21 protein-coding genes and 1 tRNA gene are annotated in these 17,569 nt (G+C 62.3%); 16 read left to right on the plus strand and 6 right to left on the minus strand.

Annotated elements, in window-relative coordinates:
* Positions 1–25 precede the first annotated feature (25 nt).
* Genes HBOR_RS10050 through HBOR_RS10065 form a run of 4 tightly spaced genes read left to right on the plus strand, consistent with a single transcriptional unit; the run spans position 26 to position 3,684 of the window.
* Positions 26–655, plus strand: a complete 630-nt coding sequence (locus HBOR_RS10050; protein WP_006056896.1) for a DUF7288 family protein — start codon at positions 26–28, stop codon at positions 653–655.
* Positions 643–1,632, plus strand: a complete 990-nt coding sequence (locus HBOR_RS10055; protein ID WP_241432430.1) for a DUF7261 family protein — start codon at positions 643–645, stop codon at positions 1,630–1,632. Before HBOR_RS10050 ends, HBOR_RS10055 begins: the two co-directional genes overlap by 13 nt.
* Positions 1,619–2,206: a DUF7266 family protein gene (locus tag HBOR_RS10060; protein ID WP_006056894.1), complete on the plus strand. Its 588-nt coding sequence runs from the start codon at positions 1,619–1,621 to the stop codon at positions 2,204–2,206. Before HBOR_RS10055 ends, HBOR_RS10060 begins: the two co-directional genes overlap by 14 nt.
* Positions 2,206–3,684, plus strand: coding sequence for a DUF7289 family protein (locus HBOR_RS10065; protein ID WP_006056893.1), 1,479 nt, complete (start codon positions 2,206–2,208; stop codon positions 3,682–3,684). Before HBOR_RS10060 ends, HBOR_RS10065 begins: the two co-directional genes overlap by 1 nt.
* 31 nt (positions 3,685–3,715) lie before the next feature.
* Here HBOR_RS10065 and HBOR_RS10070 read toward each other — a convergent pair whose 3' ends face one another.
* Positions 3,716–4,486: a DUF7289 family protein gene (locus HBOR_RS10070; protein ID WP_006056892.1), complete on the minus strand. Its 771-nt coding sequence runs from the start codon at positions 4,484–4,486 to the stop codon at positions 3,716–3,718.
* 81 nt (positions 4,487–4,567) lie between these two features.
* On the opposite strand from HBOR_RS10070, the gene HBOR_RS10075 reads away from it, so the two are divergent.
* The 3 genes from HBOR_RS10075 (at position 4,568) to HBOR_RS10085 (ending at position 6,802) form a co-directional block, all read left to right on the plus strand.
* Positions 4,568–4,906 (plus strand): hypothetical protein, encoded by a 339-nt coding sequence (locus tag HBOR_RS10075; protein ID WP_006056891.1) that lies wholly within the window; start codon positions 4,568–4,570, stop codon positions 4,904–4,906.
* A gap of 109 nt (positions 4,907–5,015) precedes the next feature.
* Entirely contained in the window at positions 5,016–5,213 is a 198-nt protein-coding gene (locus HBOR_RS10080; RefSeq protein ID WP_049890472.1) for a hypothetical protein, read from the plus strand.
* A 125-nt stretch (positions 5,214–5,338) separates the two neighbouring features.
* Positions 5,339–6,802 carry a right-handed parallel beta-helix repeat-containing protein gene (locus tag HBOR_RS10085; protein WP_006056889.1) on the plus strand — a complete coding sequence of 488 codons (1,464 nt, stop codon included), beginning with the start codon at positions 5,339–5,341 and terminating at the stop codon, positions 6,800–6,802.
* A gap of 331 nt (positions 6,803–7,133) precedes the next feature.
* Here HBOR_RS10085 and HBOR_RS10090 read toward each other — a convergent pair.
* Positions 7,134–7,205 (minus strand) — tRNA-Ala (locus tag HBOR_RS10090).
* Between the two features lie 230 nt (positions 7,206–7,435).
* Between HBOR_RS10090 and HBOR_RS10095 the strand changes: the two genes are divergently transcribed.
* The 4 genes from HBOR_RS10095 to HBOR_RS10110 are packed head-to-tail and all read left to right on the plus strand — an operon-like array spanning position 7,436 to position 10,025.
* Entirely contained in the window at positions 7,436–7,900 is a 465-nt protein-coding gene (locus tag HBOR_RS10095; protein ID WP_006056888.1) for a 30S ribosomal protein S15, read from the plus strand.
* A gap of 18 nt (positions 7,901–7,918) precedes the next feature.
* Positions 7,919–9,115, plus strand: a complete 1,197-nt coding sequence (locus HBOR_RS10100; RefSeq protein WP_006056887.1) for a hypothetical protein — start codon at positions 7,919–7,921, stop codon at positions 9,113–9,115.
* Complete coding sequence (locus tag HBOR_RS10105; protein ID WP_006056886.1) at positions 9,112–9,381, plus strand: KEOPS complex subunit Pcc1; 270 nt, start codon at positions 9,112–9,114, stop codon at positions 9,379–9,381. Before HBOR_RS10100 ends, HBOR_RS10105 begins: the two co-directional genes overlap by 4 nt.
* Positions 9,378–10,025 carry a 30S ribosomal protein S3ae gene (locus HBOR_RS10110; RefSeq protein WP_006056885.1) on the plus strand — a complete coding sequence of 216 codons (648 nt, stop codon included), beginning with the start codon at positions 9,378–9,380 and terminating at the stop codon, positions 10,023–10,025. The genes HBOR_RS10105 and HBOR_RS10110 overlap by 4 nt, the downstream gene beginning before the upstream one ends.
* A 64-nt stretch (positions 10,026–10,089) precedes the next feature.
* Here the strand turns inward: HBOR_RS10110 and HBOR_RS10115 are convergent, their stop codons facing one another.
* On the minus strand, positions 10,090–10,527 hold the full coding sequence (locus tag HBOR_RS10115; RefSeq protein ID WP_006056884.1) for a plastocyanin/azurin family copper-binding protein: 438 nt from the start codon (positions 10,525–10,527) through the stop codon (positions 10,090–10,092).
* Positions 10,528–10,662: 135 nt separating this feature from the next.
* On the opposite strand from HBOR_RS10115, the gene HBOR_RS10120 reads away from it, so the two are divergent.
* Positions 10,663–11,361: a protein sorting system archaetidylserine synthase gene (locus tag HBOR_RS10120; protein ID WP_006056883.1), complete on the plus strand. Its 699-nt coding sequence runs from the start codon at positions 10,663–10,665 to the stop codon at positions 11,359–11,361.
* Positions 11,362–11,382: 21 nt separating this feature from the next.
* Here the strand turns inward: HBOR_RS10120 and HBOR_RS10125 are convergent, their stop codons facing one another.
* The gene (locus HBOR_RS10125; RefSeq protein ID WP_006056882.1) at positions 11,383–11,658 is read right to left on the minus strand and encodes a DUF7111 family protein; all 276 of its coding nucleotides are present in this window, start codon (positions 11,656–11,658) and stop codon (positions 11,383–11,385) included.
* Between the two features lie 95 nt (positions 11,659–11,753).
* Here HBOR_RS10125 and HBOR_RS10130 point away from each other — a divergent pair, with 95 nt between their 5' ends.
* A complete protein-coding gene (locus HBOR_RS10130; protein WP_006056881.1) occupies positions 11,754–12,080 on the plus strand; it encodes a hypothetical protein in 327 nt (108 codons plus the stop codon).
* On the opposite strand, the gene HBOR_RS10135 is transcribed toward HBOR_RS10130, so the two are convergent.
* A complete protein-coding gene (locus tag HBOR_RS10135; protein WP_006056880.1) occupies positions 12,081–13,229 on the minus strand; it encodes an acyl-CoA dehydrogenase in 1,149 nt (382 codons plus the stop codon). It lies immediately after the preceding gene.
* Positions 13,230–13,330: 101 nt separating this feature from the next.
* On the opposite strand from HBOR_RS10135, the gene HBOR_RS10140 reads away from it, so the two are divergent.
* Together HBOR_RS10140 and HBOR_RS10145 are read left to right on the plus strand one after the other, a co-directional pair.
* Positions 13,331–14,401 carry a phytoene/squalene synthase family protein gene (locus HBOR_RS10140; RefSeq protein ID WP_006056879.1) on the plus strand — a complete coding sequence of 357 codons (1,071 nt, stop codon included), beginning with the start codon at positions 13,331–13,333 and terminating at the stop codon, positions 14,399–14,401.
* Between the two features lie 62 nt (positions 14,402–14,463).
* Positions 14,464–15,333 carry a cytochrome c oxidase subunit 3 gene (locus HBOR_RS10145; RefSeq protein WP_006056878.1) on the plus strand — a complete coding sequence of 290 codons (870 nt, stop codon included), beginning with the start codon at positions 14,464–14,466 and terminating at the stop codon, positions 15,331–15,333.
* Between the two features lie 103 nt (positions 15,334–15,436).
* On the opposite strand, the gene HBOR_RS10150 is transcribed toward HBOR_RS10145, so the two are convergent.
* Complete coding sequence (locus HBOR_RS10150) at positions 15,437–17,089, minus strand: potassium channel family protein (protein WP_006056877.1); 1,653 nt, start codon at positions 17,087–17,089, stop codon at positions 15,437–15,439.
* A 52-nt stretch (positions 17,090–17,141) separates the two neighbouring features.
* On the opposite strand from HBOR_RS10150, the gene HBOR_RS10155 reads away from it, so the two are divergent.
* Complete coding sequence (locus HBOR_RS10155; protein ID WP_006056876.1) at positions 17,142–17,471, plus strand: hypothetical protein; 330 nt, start codon at positions 17,142–17,144, stop codon at positions 17,469–17,471.
* Positions 17,472–17,569 lie beyond the last annotated feature (98 nt).

Genomic DNA, 17,569 nt, shown 5'->3' on the forward strand with positions numbered 1-17,569 from the left:
TCCGGATCGACGCGGTGAGAGGAGAATGAAATCGGACCGACGCGCTGAGAGTCGGGCGAGGTCGGACAGACGGGGACAGGCCCACACGCTCGAAGCTATCGCCGCGAGTATCTTACTGCTTTCCAGCATCGCCTTCGCGTTGCAGGTGACCGCCGTCACGCCGTTGACCGGGAGTACGTCCAACCAGCGAATCGAGGATCATCAGTCCACTCTCGCGGAGGACGTTCTCGCCTCGCAGTCGGCCAACGAGACGCTCAAGGCAGGATTGCTGTACTGGAACGAGTCGGAACGAAACTGGCACGGCGCGCAGTGGGACGGGTACCACGACGGCGCACCGGAGAATATTTCACTCGGACAAGCGCTCAACGATGCCCTTCTCGACCGCGGGGTCGCGTACAACCTGAACGTCTACTTCTGGCGCAACGACCAGCGGATTCGAGAGCAGGTGGTCTATCTCGGAGAACCGAGCGACCACGCCTCGGTCGCGACGTGGACAGTCACACTGTACGACGACGATAGACTCAGAGACGCAGACGGCAATCTGACGGCGACGACGCTCTCGGACGCCGAAGATGCGTACTTCGCGCCGGACATCGAACCGGACGGCGCGGTGTACAACGTCGTGGTCGTGGAGGTGGTGACGTGGCGGATGTAAGGCGGGACGACCGGGGACAACTCCTGCTTGTCACCGCCTTGGCGATGGCGACGCTGTTCGTCGTCCTCGCGCTTCTCGTGAACACGACCATCTACACCGGCAACGTCGCCAGCAGGTCCGACGTGAGCGAGTCGGCGCACGTCATCAACTATCGCTCCGAAGCCGTCGAAGCCGCCGGGAGCGCCGTTGGATACGCCAACCGACACGATAACGAGTCGTCACCCGACGTAGACGCCGCGTACATCGCTCTAAACGATTCACTCCGGCGAAGCGTCGCCAACTGGAGCGATACCACCGCCGCTCACGGCGCACTTTCGGGAACCGCAACTGAGATGCAGGTCATCACGGTGCAGAACGGGACACGAATCGCACAGACGGACTCCTCGCGGAACCTGTCGAGTCCGACCGGGGCGACGACGTGGTCACCGGTGACGGACGCGGCAGGCATCCGCGGCCCGGAGATGCGGCTTGCGACGGCCGACCTCGCGGCGGTGAGCGACGACGGCGACGACGTGGGACAACTGGTCGCAGACGGCTCGTTCCGCGTGAATATCACTGAGACGGACGGCGAGGTCCGGTCACTGTTCGTGTACGAACGGAACGACGGCGACGTGGGCGTAACTGTCCGCTCTCCCGGCGGGACCGTACGAACGTGCCATGCGGCGGCCGATGGACTGACGACGCTGAATGCTCGGGCGGCGACGTTCGAGAACGAGTCGTGCCCGGCGCTCCGGGCGTTTGACAGAGCGGATGACGCGTTCGAGGTGTCGTTCGTCGCCGCGCAGAACGCCGTCGGCACGTACTCGTTCGCCGTAGATCAGCGAGCGGACGGCACGTCCGTCGCACCGTCGCTCTCGCTCGATTCCGGGATGCCGTTCTACACCGCGGCCATCTACACCGCGGACGTGAACGTCACGTATCGTAGTCCGGACACGTACTACAACGCCACGGTGGAGGTGCCGAATGCGAGCGTCTAAGAGGAACCGGGGTGTTTCAACGACGCTCGGATACGTCCTGACGCTGTCGATCACTGCTGTTCTCGTCTCGGGCCTGCTGATCGGGACGGGACAGTACGTTGACGACCAGCGACGACAGGTCGCAGACCGAGAGCTATCGGTTCTCTCGGAGCGAATCGCCGCCCGAACCGCCGACATCGACCGTATGGTCCGCGCCGGTGACGGAACGAACGAGGTTCGCGTCAGAATCGACTTACCGCGGACCGTCGCCGGGGAGTCGTATCGAATCGAGGTGAGCGAACCGACGGTGACGACGCCGCGGACGCACGATATCATGCTCACCACGGGGCAGACGGACCAGGCCGTAACCGTCTCGCTCCGAACCGGTCTCGATATCGAAGCGGCGAGCCTCTCCGGTGGGAATCTCGTCGTCGTCTACAATCCGGCGGACGGACGGCTCTCGTTCGAGTCCGGTGATACCGTTTCACCTGCAGTACTCGCACCGTCGCTCACACCGTCTCAGAGACCGTCGCTAACACGATCACTGACACCATCGCTGCCGGGTCGTTCAAGCGCCCCCGGAGGTGGCGTCTAATGCGCCTGTCCGAACCAGACCATCGAGCAGTCTCCTCTACCCTTGCGGTCGTCCTGCTTCTCGGGATGACGCTCCTCGGTACGGGTATTATCGTCGGCGTCGGGTCTTCCGCGTTGTCAACGACCCAGCAGTCGGTGGACGCCGAACGCGCAGAGCAGTCGATGACGCAGTTCGACGCGGTCACGGCGATGGTCGGATTGGGACAGACCGACCGCGAATCGCTCACGCTTCAGAGTTCATCTGACGGCGGATACACCGTCTCGCCGGACGACGGGTGGCTCCGAATCAAACACTGGAACTACTCGGAAGAGAAAGACGAAGTCGTCTACAACGCCTCATTAGGGTCGGTCACGTACCGAACCGAGACCTCGGCGGTAACGTACCAAGGCGGTGGCGTCTGGCAGCGGAGCGACGGGGGTACATCGATGGTGTCGCCACCGGAGTTCCACTACCGCGACGCGACACTCACGCTTCCCGTCGTCCGCGTCCGCAACACGGATTCGGCCTCGGGTCGCGTTCGGGCCATCGTCTCGCGCCGTGACGAGGTGGCACGCGTCTATCCGCACCCGAAAGAGCCCGGCCCGGGATGGAAGACGTACGACGATGGTGTCGCAACGTACCGCAATCCGGTTCGCAACGGGTCGGTGAACGTGACCGTCCACAGCGAGTTCTACCGCGGGTGGGCGGAGTACTTCCGCACGCGTACCACCGGAAACGTCACTGTAGACCACGACGCCCGAACGGCGACGTTGGAACTGGCGACGGTGGGGATGGTTGGGGCGTTCGAACTCCCAGCGAAGAACGAGGGGATCGAAATTCGCGGCATGGCTTCCGGTCATCCCATCCGAGAGTTCGAGGTGTCGCTTGCGAAGTCGAACGGCGGCAACAACAACATGGACTTCTCGTTCTACACGACGAAAGGTTCGAAGGCGTACGAGACGGTGGTCCACGTCCCGAAAGGAATCGGGAACTACTGTAAGAACGGCAAGGAGGCCGATATGACGATGGTCGTCTACTACCGCAACGGAACCGGTACGCAACACGTCTGGGCGAACGACAGCATCCCGGCGGGAACCGGTCCCGTCAGCATCGATTGTTCGACCGAAACCATCGCGGTGAACTACACGAGCGACATGCCGCTGACGTACGACGGGACCGGGACGACAGATGAAACGGCGTTAACGTGGGACGATCCGGTCGATTCGTCGCCCTCGTTCAACCACTCGGGCGAAGACGGCGAGAATACGACGTTCGTGCCGGGCGGCCAGACGACCAGTCGGCACCTGACCAGACACTATCTCAGCTTCTTCGCGCCGGAATTCGACCTGAACGCCTGGCACGGCCCCGGTAACAGCGGAAAAGCCCGCCTCGACGTGGACGAATCGACTGGGGAACTCCGGTACGACACCACAACGTCATCGCAGTACATCACGTTCCTCCACGTGACCGAAAACAACGTCACGGTCGAGTTGTCGTAGTCTGCCTTCCGTTTCAGAGATTTCCGGCCAGTCACTCGAACGTCGTTTCGACGGTGACGCGAACGATGGTGACGCGCGAGACATCGTCGAGACTACAGGAGATGTCCGTGGAGTCGTCCGTGTACGGGTCGCAGGTGAACCCTTCTGATTCGAGGTAGTCTCCCCACGCGGGAGCGTACGGCGAGGTGACGTTAAATCGGAGTGTTACCGGCGTCTCCGTGCGCGTCAGGAGTGTCGATCGCGACGTTTTGACGGTTCGGATGCGGGCGATTCGCTCGCCGCCCACCTGTGTCGTCCCGCGCGGAACCGACCGGACGAGTTGCACGACTGCTCGGTCTTTGTCGAAGATGAAGTCCGGTTCGTGAGTCATGCGCGGCGGTCCGTTACCGTCCGTCCGCATCACCGCGCCAGTGGCGTATCTGACCTCTCCGGCGTCCTGAAGCGACATCACGACGGGCGAAAGCGAGATACTGCCCGTCGAGTTGTTCATGTCCGAACCGGGTGTGGCTGGCGTCGTGTCCAGACTGACGTTCACCATCGTCTCGCCGTACCCGAGGGTCGAGTCGGACAGTTTGAGTTCGGTCCCGCGGCTGGGTGCGCCGCGCCGCGCCACGTCAGCGACGTTGTCGGCGAACACCTCGAACGCGCGTTCGGCGTTGTTCACCCGTTCGAAATCCCGCGTCTCCCGAAGCTCCCCCACTCCGAAAGCGTACACCGTTCCGACAGACGCGATGACGAGACCGAATACGAGGACGAACCCCAGTACCTCACTCACGCCGCGACTGTCTGCCTGCAGAGACACGCCGAATCCTTGGCCGAGGTGGTAATTAAGTGTAGTGTCGAAGGGGACAACCTTGATACTCTGTCGATTCAACAACGGGTCATGCCCACTCGGTCGTCCGTCTCCTCGAACGAGGCTCGAATCGTACTCGTGGCACTCTGTTTTGGGATCTTGTCGTACAGTGTCTTCGTTGAGACCGCGATTCTGCTCGGCGTCATGTTCTGCGGCGGAGTCTTCGGATTGTACCTCGCATACCAACTAGTCGGGGCGTTCGTTCGGCTCGTCGATTCCGTCGAACGTATCGCTGACGCGTTGGAAGGCTCAGACGGAGCAGATAGGTTGCGGACCGCCGTTCGAGACAGTCGGTCCCGAACCGACGACTCCCGAGACGACGGGTCTCGACCCGACAAGTCGCGGAGTCGCGTCGACGACCGCTGGTGACTCGCTTCAACTATTTTCCTTTCGGTGGGCGATACAGCGACCGTTTTCGGGATTTACTGCAGCGTTAATCACCGTTAGTTTCAATACCTGACATTATGGTGGAGTGACTGTGATAGTCCCCCTCTTCCCCGGCATTCCCGGCTTTCCAGAACTGATGATCATGCTGTTAATGTCGCTTCTCTACTTCGCTGTCCCTATCCTCATTATCGTCGCCGTCTACAACTATCTCGACGGAAAGCGCGCCTACGACGAACGAATAACCGAGTTAGAACAGCGCGTAGCGGAACTGGAAGACCGACAGTCCTGAGCGGATTCCTCCCGACGCCGAACTCTTTTCCCCCGGTTGAACGCTCCGGCGTAATCGTCTGTCTCGGAGACTAACGTCCGACTACTGGACAATTTACTAACTGCCGGTAACGGTGTACTCTCCCTATGGCACGTGAAAACTCACCATCACGACGTGACGTGTTGAAAGCGGGTGCTGCTGCGGCCGGACTCGCGGCATGGGGTTCGTTTCCGGCGGCGGCTGCGGACGCAACAGAGATTGACGGGGGAACAAGTATTACAGAACCCGGAAACTACGTCCTCACGGAGGATATCGACGTTTCCCGGGGACCAGCGGCCATCGACGTTTCGGCCAGTAACGTCACTATCGACGGACAGGGTCATACCGTCAGCAACGATGCCGGAGAATGCATCTCCATCTTCGTCGGCGCGGATAACGTGACGGTGAAGAACACTCGCGTATCGGGCGACCGGAACGGGTTCCTCGTCGCCGGAAACGACGCGACGCTGTTCAACAATCTCGTCTCGGGCAACGGGCGCAGTGGCATCCTGCTCTCCGCCGGAAAGCGCACGAAAATCGAAGCCTGCGTCGTTCGGGAGAACAGCCTCATCGGAATCTCTGGGAGCGACACCGAGGACCGCGGGAGCGCAGACGAGACGACCGTTTTCACGTCTGTCGTCGCCGACAACGGTCTGGAAGGAATCCTTCTCCGGCGGACCGACGACGCCGCCGTCGAGCGCTGTCTCGTCTCCGGAAACGGAACGGACGATGCGACACGCGGTCACGGAATCGGACTCATCGACCGAACGCGCGACCTCAGATTGGCGAACAATCAACTGCTGTCGAACGTCGCAGACGGCGTTTCGTTCCGGACGAGAGATGCAGAGCGGACGCTGTTCGGTCTCAACGCCGTCGGCAACGCCGTTGCGAACAACGGATCGGCCGGGTTCGGATTCCGCGACCTCGTCAACGCCGATGTCGAGCAAAACGTGTTCGCACGCAACGGCCGCGGGGTCGAAGGTCGGTTCGACCGGTCGCACATTCGGGGGAATCAGTTCGTCGATAACGACTTCTCGGGAGCGTGCGTCCACTCGCTCGTCCGCGAAAACGGGTTTGTCGGGGACGGTGTGGCACTCAACGCGTTCGCACACAGCGAATTCCTCGAAAACACGATTATCGGAAGTTCGCAACACGGGTTCTCTACGGCCTTCGTTGAAGAGAGTACGTTCTCCTCGAACACGATTGTCGGGAGTATGGGTGACGGCGTCTGGACCGACGAGTTCTTCGGGAATGACGTTCGGTGGAACAATCTCTCGGGCAACAGCGGCAACGGGTTCACCACCGAGCAAGGGGTTGGTTCGACGTTCAAATTCAACGCAGTGACCGGAAACGGCGGCGACGGCCTCTCGCTCTCGGGATTCGACAACGACGACCCGGGCACGTATCTTGTCCGGAAGAACACTACCAGCGCAAACGGCGGTGCTGGCATCCTCCTGATCGATACGGTAGACAGTCAAGTCACCCGAAACCGCGTCTGTGCGAACGCGGGCGGGAGTATCGAAACGCAAGGATTGGCGGATAACGTCATCGAGAACAATCAGATCTGTTAGTCGTCCACCGCAGTCTCTCGGACGTCTTTGGGTGCGGGTATCTTGAAGGGAGGTGGCTGAAGACGCTATCCCAGTGTACGACGAGAGATCAGTTGACTCGCCGGGAGTCCCGCGAGCGGAGCGAGTGGGACTACGGCGAGTCCATTGACTGACGGAACGAAGTGACGGAAGGAAATGGACTCGCCGGGATTTGAACCCGGAGTCAGACGTGCTCACTCACTTCGTTCGTTGCGCGCGACTGACAGGGCTTCAAATCCCGTCTCGGACAGTACACAGATACACTCGACATACGCGGCTCGCTTCGCTCGCCGGTAGTGTCGAGAGAAATTAGTGGACTCGCCGGGATTTGAACCCGGGGCCTCTCCCATGCCAAGGGAGTGATCTACCCCTGATCTACGAGCCCTCGAACGCATCCAATCGTTTCCCGGTGTTGGTATTAAGGCCTTCGACTCGGATTTCATACGGCCAGTGTCGCAACCCTTTTCAATCGGTCAAGGGTGGGTATACACGGGAACAGCACGGCCGCAAATCTGACTCGCCGCGCGGTTGCGCGGCTTGGGATTGCGGAAGTGCGCGACCATCACGGTCGCCAATCACGCCTTTCTGCGGTCTGTGCCGTTCCAATCTCTAACAATGGCACGAATGCACACCCGCCGCCGCGGGCAGTCCGGTTCGGACAAACCCGTGGCAGACGAACCCCCGGAGTGGAGCGACGTCGACGCTGAAGACATCGAGTCCCGCGTCGTCGAACTCGCGGAGCAGGGCCACGAGCCCAGTCAGATCGGTCTGAAGCTCCGTGACGAGGGCGTCAAAGGAACGCCGATCCCGGACGTCAAGCTGGCGACTGGGAAGAAGATTACCGCCATCCTCGAAGAGAACGACGCCGCGCCTGAGCTTCCGGAAGACCTCCGGAACCTCATGGAGCGCGCTGTCCGACTCCGCGAGCACATGGACGAGAACCCGCAGGACAAGCAGAACAAGCGGGCGCTCCAGAACACCGAGTCGAAGATTCGCCGCCTGGTGAGCTACTACCAGGGCGACGAACTCGACGAGGACTTCACCTACAGCTACGACGTCGCCGTCGAACTCCTCGACTAACGCAACCACTCGGCCGTAATGTCCGCACAAATCGACCCGACACAGGCCCCCGACGCCCCCGCAGAGAGCGTCGCGTCCGCGCTGGCCGACGCCGCGTTTGTTCGCGTTGTCTGCCGCGCTGACGGCGACGCACTCGCCGCTGGAGGGTTACTCGCCCGCGCGCTCAGACGCACGAGCGTACCGTTCCACGTGCGAGCCGGTTCCTTCGTTTCGATGCCGGACGCACCGGACGACGACGGGGTTCTGCTCGCGGTCGGAACTGACGTCTCGGATGCAGATGCAACCGTCGCCCCCGACGATGGGGCGACGAGTCGCCGCGCCTACGAGGTCGCAGCGGCGCTGACGCCAGCGGGCGAACCCGGACCCGATCCGGTGCTCGCACTCGCCGGTATTGTCGCGGCTGGAGAACATCCGGGTGCGACGGACGGCGGTTTGCTCTCCGTCGCAGAAGAGACGGGCGCAGTCGAACGACGCCCCGGAATCGCGGCACCCGTCGCCGACCTCGCGGATGGACTCGCACACACGACGCTCGCACACGCGTCGTTTTCGGGTGACCGGGAGGCGGTTACTGCCGTCCTCGCAGACCTCGATTTACCTGCGGAACCCGACGACGCGGCACACCGGACGCTCGCTTCATTGGTCGCACTCGACGTGGCCGGCGACGACGATGCGACCGTGCGCGCCGCCGAATCGGTCGAACGCGCGTTCAAGCCGTATGCGACGCCCGACGCGCCGTTTACGACGCTCGGCGGCTACGCCGACGTGTTGGACGCCGTCGCGCGGGAACGACCCGGAACCGGCGTCGCACTCGCACTCGGACACGAGACGCGCGTTCCGGCGCTAGAGGCGTGGCGCGATCACGCCGCCGCCGCACACCGCACGCTCAGCGAGGGACACACCGGGCGCTACGAAGGCGTTCACGTGGTCCGCGCTACCGACGCGGTGGCGACACATCCGGGTCGCCTCGCTACCGTCGCACGACTCGCACGCGACTTCCGCTCGCCCGAACCGATGGCACTCGTCATCGGCGACGGCGTCGCGGCGCTCGCGGCAGTCGAACACGGTGCAGCGAGAGCGGCCTCGGCCGTCGCCGACGAGTTCGGTGGCGTTGACGCGGGCGCGTGGTCGGGCGATGCACGTCGAGCGGTCGTCAGATTCGACGCGGACACACCGGAAGCCGAGATCATCGCAGCTGTCAGGGAGGCATCGACGTGACGAACGAGCGAGACGGAAGCGGGACCGACGAGTCCCCCTCTCGCACTGCCCGCCTGCGGACGACGCACGCCGACGCCGACGCGGTGGCGGCGGCGCTTCGTCCCGACAATACCGACTCCATCGAGATGGTCGTCGAGGGGAACACCCTCGTGACGACCATCACACGGGAGACGACCGGCGGGCTGCAGTCCACGGTGGACGACACCGTGGTCAACCTGACGGTGGCAGACGCCGTCATCGACACAGCACGAACCCACAACATATGAGCGAACGATCAGTCTCGAAGCAGAAACGCGGCAAGCGATGGTACACCCTGATCGCACCGGAGCAGTTCGACCGGGAAGAGCTGGGTGAGACCATGGCCGACGAACCGGAGAAAGTAGACGGTCGCACTATCGAGGTCACCCTCGGTGACCTGACCGGCGACCAAGGCGCAAACAACACGAAGCTCACCTTCAAGGTGAACGACGTGTCCAGCGACTCGGCGTACACCGAGTTCATCAAGCACGAACTCGCACGGGACTACCTCCGTAGTCTCGTCCGCCGTGGCGCATCAAAGATCTCCGCCAGCATCACGGTGCTGACGAAGGACGACTACCGCGTCCAGATTCAGCCCGTGGCGTTCACGACGAAGAAGGCCGACCGCAGTCAGGAACAGGCCATCCGTCGCGTGATGATCGACTTCGTCGAAGAGGCCGCACAGGAACGAACCTTCGAAGAACTCGTCGACAGCGCTGTTGTTGACGGGCGTCTCTCCTCCGCCATCTACGGCGAGGCCAAGACCATCTACCCGCTCCGCCGGGTCGAGGTCCAGAAGCTCACCCTCGAAGCGCGTCCCGAAGAGGTCGCCGCCGAGGAAGAGGCTGCCGTGGACGTGGACGAAGAAGACATCGCCGTCGACGAAGCGTAACTTCGACGCGACACTCCCATTTCGACTTTTCTCAGACTCGTGAGCCGCGGCGCTCGAAAAGCAACTACTCTTCGACGATGATTGTACCGACCATTCCCTGCGCTTCATGCGGGATACAGAGATACTGATACTCGCCGGGGATCTCGAACGTGTGCGAGAAAGACTGGCCGCTGTCGATGAGGCCGCCGATTTCGTTGTTGAAGGCGTCGCGGGCGGCTTTCGTACTTTCGTAGTCGCCGCTTGCGAAGAACTCGGCATCGTCGGGGATTCGGTCGTCGTAGGCGGTGACAGTGTGTCCACGGGAACTCGTATTCTGCCAAACGACCTCGTCACCGACCGAAACGGTGAGCGACGAGGGGTTGAACGCAACGGCAGTCATTCCCACGTCGTAGTCGCCTTGACCGGATGTCGAACAGCCGGCGAGTCCCGCGGCGGCGACAGATCCGATCCCGGCGAGAAATCGACGCCGCGACGATCCGTCGGCACGTTGCCGTTCCTGCATACTCACGAGTCAGGCGTCAAAGGGTAAATGCGGCGCGGTCGGCGCCTCGAAATCGACGTGCGGACCCGATCCGAGGCGTCGCCCCGACGGCAGTGGATATAAACACGTAAAGCGACGGTCGTCCACGCCGAGAGTATGAAGCCCCGGTTCGTCGGCAAGATGGGTTTAGCCGACGCGGTAACCGTTGCCAATGCCGCTCTCGGCTTTTTCGCGGCCGTCGCGGCGACGGTCAGCATCACGCTCGCGGCGCGACTCATCCTCCTCGCCGCCATCGCTGATGCCCTCGATGGCGTTATCGCCCGTCGGCGCGGCGGAACGGCCGTCGGTGAGTATCTCGATGCACTGGCTGACGTCGCTTCCTTTGGCGTCGCCCCTGCCCTCCTCGTCGCTATCGCAGTGCGGGAAGCGTGGTCGGACCCAGTTCGGGTTGGCATCGCACTCGTTGGAACAGCACTGTTTGTCGCCGCGGCGGTGACGCGACTGGGTCTCTACACCGCCTACGACAGCGACCTCGCTGAGACGGAAGGCGTCCAGACGACGCTGGCGGCGACCATTCTCTCGGCCGGCGTCCTCGCGGGATTCTCCGACCCAATCGTTCTCGTCCCGCTCGTCTACCTACTGGCCGTGTTGATGGTGACGACGATTACCTACCCCGATCTGCACGCACAGGACGCGCTCGTCATGGGTATCGTCCAAGCACTCGCTATTCTCCTGTCGGGACCGTACGGTCGCCGTCTGGTGGGTGACTTGGGCCGCGGGTTCGCGTTCGGACTGCTGTTTCTCGCACTCGCGTACCTGTTCTTCGGGCCGATGTTCTACTGGCGGCGGGACTGACGCTGCAACTCCGCGACTCGGCTACATCCCCATATCTTCGGCATCCTCGGGTACCGGCAGGTCGTGCGGCGAGACACCGAGGAGTTCCGCCGCGTGATCGAGCGCCATGTCGAACCCGTAGTACCGTTCGAGTTCGTCGCCGTCGGCGGTCGGACGGACTTTCAGCATCGCGTAGCCCTCGCGGTTCTGTGCGATGGCGGCGGTAGTTCTTCCGTTGTCGAACGTGAGAATGCGCTCGGACTCGGTTTCGTAGTACTTGGCAGTGATTCCGTTTGCCGTCGCCTCGGTTTCAGTCATAGGCGGGCCTAGGCAGGGCCGGTAATCGAAACTACCGGTTCCGGCGGCCGCCCGCGAACGAAAGTGACGTGTTCCCGTCGGCCGACCGACCGAGTATGTGGTTTCAGAGCGGTCGCCGGCGCGACCTCTGTGCGATTCTCTACGACGCGGGCGAACTTCGCGGACAGAAACTGAAGACGCGACTGGAAGCGTACTACGACACGCGAATCGATCCCCAATCGTTCTACGGCACACTCGACGCCCTCGTTTCGAAGGGTTACCTCGTCCGCCGAACCGAGGGGATTCACGACGTGTACGAACTCACCGACCCCGGTGTGCGAGGCGTCGAATCGTACTACGACTGGCTCACAAAACGCGTCGAACCGAAGGAACAAGAGCGTCGCAAGGACGACAGCAGAGCGGGAACTACCGATAGCAGGTAGCTATTGCTCCTGTCGGAGTCGGTCGCCGATGGTGTTCCGCAGAATCTCGCTCGTCCCTTCGTAAATCTCGTTGAGTTTGGCGTCGCGGTAGTAGCGTTCGGCCGGGAAGTCCTTCGTGTAGCCGTAGCCCCCGTGAATCTGGATGCCCTCGTTCGCAACCTCGCGGCTGATCTCGGAGGCGTACAGCTTCGCCTGCGCGGCCTCTTTGATGTATGATTCGCCACGGATCTTCAGATCGGCGGCTTTGTGCATCAGCATCTTCGCCGCCTGCACTTTGGTGTCCATGTCGGCGAGTTTGTGCTTTATCGCCTGGAACTCGGCGATAGGCTGGTCGAACTGCTCTCTGTCGTCGGCGTACGCCACCGCATCGTCCAACGCGGCGCGGGCGATGCCGATAGAGCGCGCAGCGATAGTGATACGACCGCCGTTCAGCGTCTTCAGCGCTTGCACGAAGCCCTCGCCTTCCTCACCGAGCAGTCGGTCTTCGGGGATGCGCATCTCGTCGAAACGAAGTTCGGCCGTCGGACAGCCTTTGTCGCCGAGTTTGTCCTCGGTTCCCTCGACGATGAAGCCGTCGTCCTCCTCGGGGCGAACGACGAACGAGGAGATGCCCTTGTTTCCGGCGTCAGGGTCGGTCTTGGCGAAAACAGTCACCGTGTCGGCGACGGAGCCGTTCGAAATCCAGAGTTTGCCGCCGTTGATAACGTACTCGTCATCGTCTTTCGTCGCCGTCGTGTCCATTGCAGGCACGTCGCTTCCCGCACCGGCCTCAGAGAGTGCGAACGCGCCGATATCTTCGCCCGTGTTCAGCGACGTCAGATACTCCTGCTTCTGTGCCTCGTCCCCGAACTCGTAGAGCATGTTGCCCGCAAGAGATGTGTGAGCGGCGACGACGGTCCCGAGTCCGCCGCTTCCGCGACTGATCTCTTCGAGACCGATAGCGTAGGAGTGGTAGTCGAGTCCAGCCCCGTCGTACTCTTCGGGGAACGGCATTCCCATCAGTCCCAACTCGGCCATCTCCGAGATGAGGTCGTCAGGGAACTCATCTGTCTCGTCAATCTCCGCCGCACGCGGACGTATCTCTTCGTCAACGAACTCGGACACCATGTCGCGTATCTGTCGCTGTTCTGCGGAGAGTGCGAAGTCCATACGATATTCTTTCATCGTTGTTACTTTACGTTATCTCTCTTGATTTGCGGACAGCCCCACGAGACTTTTTAATCCCCATTCCGTAGAGAGGTACACTCCGAATGTCTCAGCAGGATGAACGTCCCCAGGTCGACCGAACTGACCTCGAATGGTGTCACGAGGCGGTTCAGGGGGTCTCTCGCACTTTCGCACTGACCGTGGACGTCCTCGATGAACCCATGTCGTCTTACATCTGCGTCGGCTATCTCGTCTGCCGCATCGCGGACACGGTCGAGGACGCGTCTCGCATCTCGCCGCCCGAACAAGCAGACCTCCTTCGAACGTACGACGCCGTTCTCGACCCCGACAACGACACCACTGTCGAGGAGTTCGTGACCGCCGTCGAACCGCACCTCCCGGAGGAGATGAACGATGACTGGCGCGTCGTCCGCGACGCTCCACGCGTGATTCGAACGTTCGAGCATCTCCCCGAAGATGTCCGCAACGCAGTCACGCCGCCCGCCCGCGAACTCGTGCAGGGAATGGCCCTGTTCGTCGAACGCTACGACGATACCGGCGGCCTACGCATCCAGTCGCGTGAGGAACTCGAAGAGTACTGCTACTACGCGGCAGGCACCGTCGGGAATCTCATTACGAATCTCGTCACCCGCGGGGACATCTCCGCGGACCGCCGCCGCCAACTCTACGACACCGCAGAGCAGTTCGGTCTTCTCCTGCAACTCGTCAACATCTCGAAAGATGTCTACGACGACTACACCGCAGAAAACAACGTCTACCTCCCGGCCGAGTGGTTGGCCGCAGAGGGCGTTCCGCAGGACGAAGTCGTCGCCCCAGAACACGAGGAGGCGGCCTCCTCTGTCGTCCGCCGAACCGCCGAACACGCCGCGTCGTTCTTGGACGATGCACAGACGTATCTGGAGACGGTTCCCGCGACGGACGGCAACACGCTCGCGGCGTGGGCCGTCCCGTTTCTTCTGTCGGTCGGAACGCTCCGCGAACTGCTTGCGCGTCCCGAAGACGCCCTCTCGAAGACGGGCGTGAAAGTATCCAGAAAGGAAGTGTTCGCCGTCGTCGCGGAGATGTCCGGCGACACCAACCGTGACGCGCTCGCGGAGATACGAGAACAAATCGCCGCGCAACCGTACCACCGCGCGCCGACGAGCGCGGACTGAACACCTCGCCTTCTGGCCACAACTTGGGAGGATTTTTAGTAGTCCGCTGGTTACTGCCGCCCATGGGTACCGAAGAAGCACACGACGACCACGGACACCATCTCCCCGCCGTGGAGGACTGGCCACGCGGATTCGGCGAGGCGAGCTGGTGGCCGTTCGTCACTGCGGTCGGCGCGGCTGGCATCTACGCTGGTGCGGGCCTTTACATCCTCGGGCGCGGCGAGAACGCAATCGTCGGTCAGATGGTTGGTCCCGCGGCGTTCGCCGGGAGCGTCGCCATCTTCCTCGCCGGACTGTACGGTTGGGTGTACCACGCGTTCGTGAGTCACTTCTGGTCGCGCGACGCCTCCGAGAAGGGCGCGAACAAGCTTCGCTGGGGGATGATCGCATTCCTCGGCTCCGAACTCGGCACGTTCGGTGCGTTGTTCGGCTATTACTTCTACATCAGAGCGGGCGACTGGAACGAAATACTGGTCGGTGTACCCGAACTCACCGGGTCGTTAGTGCTCATTAACACCGCACTCCTGGTCGCATCATCGATCACCCTTCACTGGGCGCACGTCGCCATTCGGAACAACGACCGGGGTAAGTTCCTCTCCGGACTCGCGGTGACGCTGCTCCTCGGTATCATCTTCATCGGCGGGCAGGTGTACGAGTACTACGAGTTCATCGTCCACTCCGACTTCACGATCACCTCAGGTCTGTTCGGGTCGGCGTTCTTCGGCCTGACTGGCCTGCACGGCCTGCACGTCAGCCTCGGTGCGGTTCTTCTCGGCATCGTCTTCATCCGCGCACTCGCCGGTCAGTACTCCGCTGAACGCCACGTTTCGGTTAGTACGGCCTCGATGTACTGGCACTTCGTGGACGTGGTGTGGATCTTCCTCGTCGTCGTCCTGTACGTCGGCGCGGAACTCGGCACCGGCGCGTTCTAGCGAGTCACCGCGGACGCGGACGACTCATCCGACTTTTCCTGCGACTCTAACCCGTGACTGACGAGTTCTCTCCTCGTCGTATCGATACCAAACAAAGCGGAGATCAGCCGCAAACGACGTTGAACTGGTTAATGTCGTCGTCCGTTCCAGCGACGATAAGCGTGTCCTCAGACCGGATCGTGAAGTCGGGACCGACCTCGGTGAGGAGTTCGTCGTTCCGTTCGACGGCGATGACCGTGCAGTTCGTCCGCGCACGAACGTCGGCCTCGGCCAGCGTCTGGCCCGCAATCTGCGGTGCGGTAGTGCGGACGATTTCGACCTGTGACTCCGGTGCGATGACCTCTTCTTCCGTCAGATTCGACGCGAGGATTCGGCCGCTCACCGTGGAGAGCGCAAGGACGTACTCGGCACCCGCCCGGTAGAGTTTGGCGATGCTTTCGGCGTCGTTGGCGCGGGCGATGACCTCCGTTTCCGGCGACAGTTGCTTGATAACGAGAGTTGCGAAGATAGCCGTCGTGTCGTTGTCGAGCGCCAAAATAACGCTCTGGCCCTCGTCGATGTCGGCCGAGAGGAACGCCTGCTTGTTCGTCGCATCACCGATGACATCCACGCCGGGCTTGTCCACCTCGTCGAGAACGAGACTCGGCACGTTAGCCGAGACGAGCGCGTCCGCGGCCGTCGCACCCACTTCGCCGTACCCCGCGACGATGACTTTCCCCCGCCGGAACCGCCGCGTCTCCGACCGGGTGAGTTCCTTCAGCCGCTCTAACTGCTCCTCGCGGCCGGTGACGAGAAGAATCGTGTGTTCGTCAACGACGGCTTCGGGGTCCGGTGGCGTGACGAACTCGCCGCGGAACCACGCGCCGATGATGTTTACTCCCGTCCGCCGACCGATTGCGCTCTCCGCGATGGTGTCGCCTTCGAGCGCCGAGTCACGCTGGACCAACACCTCGGCCACCTCGAAGTCGTCACCGATTTCGATAGCGCCGTCGATGTCGGCGGCGATGGGCGAGGCGGCTTTCCGAGCCAGACTCTCCCCGAGAATACGGCGGGGAGAGACCACCTCGTCAGCACCGGCGTATTTGTGATAGTCCGACAACGTCCCATCCTCGATGAGGCTGATGACGTGCAGATCAGGGGCCGCCTGCTTCGCAGAGAGGATGATCGAAGCGTTCGTCTCGTCGTCGTCGTCAGCGACGAGTGCCATCGCGTCCTCGGCGTTTGCGGCCTCCAGCGTGTCCACCGATTCAGGATTGCCGTGGACCACCTCATACTCCTCGGCGTAGAGACGTTGGGCCGTCTCCCTATCCTCGTCAACGACGACGTACGGCACGCCACGCGACTCCAGTTCCTCGACCAGCGTATCGCCCCGCGAGGTGAACGAGCAGATGATGACGTGATCCGTCTGTTCTGTCGTCGCCGGTGGTGCGGTCCGTAACGCCTCTTCGACTAACGGGACGAGAAACAGCGGAAGCGTCAGAAAGATGACTGTCACGCCCGACACCATCATCGGAATCGTGATGAGTTTCATCGCGTCCGTCGTCCATCGCGCGGCGTCCTCACCGTACCCCGTCGTGGTGAACGTCTCCACGACCACGTGCAACGCATCGATATAGGAAACGGAAGTCCCCTCAAACGTCGCCATCCCCCACTGATACAACGCAGCGTATCCGAGCATCAGGACGGCCACGCCGGAGAGATACAACACGAGGCGGCGCTTCGCGCCGGACAGTGTCTCGGCAGGGCCATCGACCATATCCACCCGGTGGAACCCCGGGGGCTAAAAGGCCGCCGTCCGTCAGTGGCCCATGAGCCGCCGCCGTGACGCAATCGCCACGCTGGCCGTTCTGATCCCGACTCTCGCCACCGTGGTGGTCTGTAACTCCCCCGTGACTCCGTTCGCTGTCGGCGCTGGCGCGGCGGGCGCACTCGCCATCGAAGCGCTTCTATCGCTTCGTGCGACCCGCGTCCGGAGAGAATGGGAACGACCGGCCGTACAACTGGCGTCTGTCGCTGTCGGACTCGTCGTCGCTGCTGTCGGCGTCGCTGTTCTGGGACCGCTCGCCGCGACGGTCCTCGCCGCCGGACTCTGCACGTACCTCGGCTTCCTCGTGGCGCTGACGCTTCTCGGCCGGTGAGTTCCGACCGCAGTCTCGTCTGGCGACCACACGAGTGATCGCAGGCGGCGAAAACGAACAACCTGCACAATATTTATTCACGATTGTCACTTTGGTAC

It is taken from the genome of Halogeometricum borinquense DSM 11551, assembly GCF_000172995.2.
GTDB lineage: Archaea > Halobacteriota > Halobacteria > Halobacteriales > Haloferacaceae > Halogeometricum > Halogeometricum borinquense.

What these genes read in the sequence shown, in the direction of transcription:
- HBOR_RS10120 (WP_006056883.1), top strand. Translation starts at nt 10,663, where the DNA reads ATGAAGCCCCGGTTCGTCGGCAAGATGGGTTTAGCCGACGCGGTAACC.
- HBOR_RS10075 (WP_006056891.1), top strand. Translation starts at nt 4,568, where the DNA reads ATGCCCACTCGGTCGTCCGTCTCCTCGAACGAGGCTCGAATCGTACTC.
- HBOR_RS10050 (WP_006056896.1), top strand. Translation starts at nt 26, where the DNA reads ATGAAATCGGACCGACGCGCTGAGAGTCGGGCGAGGTCGGACAGACGG.
- HBOR_RS10115 (WP_006056884.1), bottom strand. Translation starts at nt 10,527, where the DNA reads ATGCAGGAACGGCAACGTGCCGACGGATCGTCGCGGCGTCGATTTCTC.
- HBOR_RS10135 (WP_006056880.1), bottom strand. Translation starts at nt 13,229, where the DNA reads ATGGACTTCGCACTCTCCGCAGAACAGCGACAGATACGCGACATGGTG.
- HBOR_RS10100 (WP_006056887.1), top strand. Translation starts at nt 7,919, where the DNA reads ATGTCCGCACAAATCGACCCGACACAGGCCCCCGACGCCCCCGCAGAG.
- HBOR_RS10155 (WP_006056876.1), top strand. Translation starts at nt 17,142, where the DNA reads ATGAGCCGCCGCCGTGACGCAATCGCCACGCTGGCCGTTCTGATCCCG.
- HBOR_RS10065 (WP_006056893.1), top strand. Translation starts at nt 2,206, where the DNA reads ATGCGCCTGTCCGAACCAGACCATCGAGCAGTCTCCTCTACCCTTGCG.
- HBOR_RS10150 (WP_006056877.1), bottom strand. Translation starts at nt 17,089, where the DNA reads ATGGTCGATGGCCCTGCCGAGACACTGTCCGGCGCGAAGCGCCGCCTC.
- HBOR_RS10095 (WP_006056888.1), top strand. Translation starts at nt 7,436, where the DNA reads ATGGCACGAATGCACACCCGCCGCCGCGGGCAGTCCGGTTCGGACAAA.
- HBOR_RS10110 (WP_006056885.1), top strand. Translation starts at nt 9,378, where the DNA reads ATGAGCGAACGATCAGTCTCGAAGCAGAAACGCGGCAAGCGATGGTAC.
- HBOR_RS10130 (WP_006056881.1), top strand. Translation starts at nt 11,754, where the DNA reads ATGTGGTTTCAGAGCGGTCGCCGGCGCGACCTCTGTGCGATTCTCTAC.
- HBOR_RS10140 (WP_006056879.1), top strand. Translation starts at nt 13,331, where the DNA reads ATGTCTCAGCAGGATGAACGTCCCCAGGTCGACCGAACTGACCTCGAA.
- HBOR_RS10085 (WP_006056889.1), top strand. Translation starts at nt 5,339, where the DNA reads ATGGCACGTGAAAACTCACCATCACGACGTGACGTGTTGAAAGCGGGT.
- HBOR_RS10060 (WP_006056894.1), top strand. Translation starts at nt 1,619, where the DNA reads ATGCGAGCGTCTAAGAGGAACCGGGGTGTTTCAACGACGCTCGGATAC.
- HBOR_RS10145 (WP_006056878.1), top strand. Translation starts at nt 14,464, where the DNA reads ATGGGTACCGAAGAAGCACACGACGACCACGGACACCATCTCCCCGCC.
- HBOR_RS10125 (WP_006056882.1), bottom strand. Translation starts at nt 11,658, where the DNA reads ATGACTGAAACCGAGGCGACGGCAAACGGAATCACTGCCAAGTACTAC.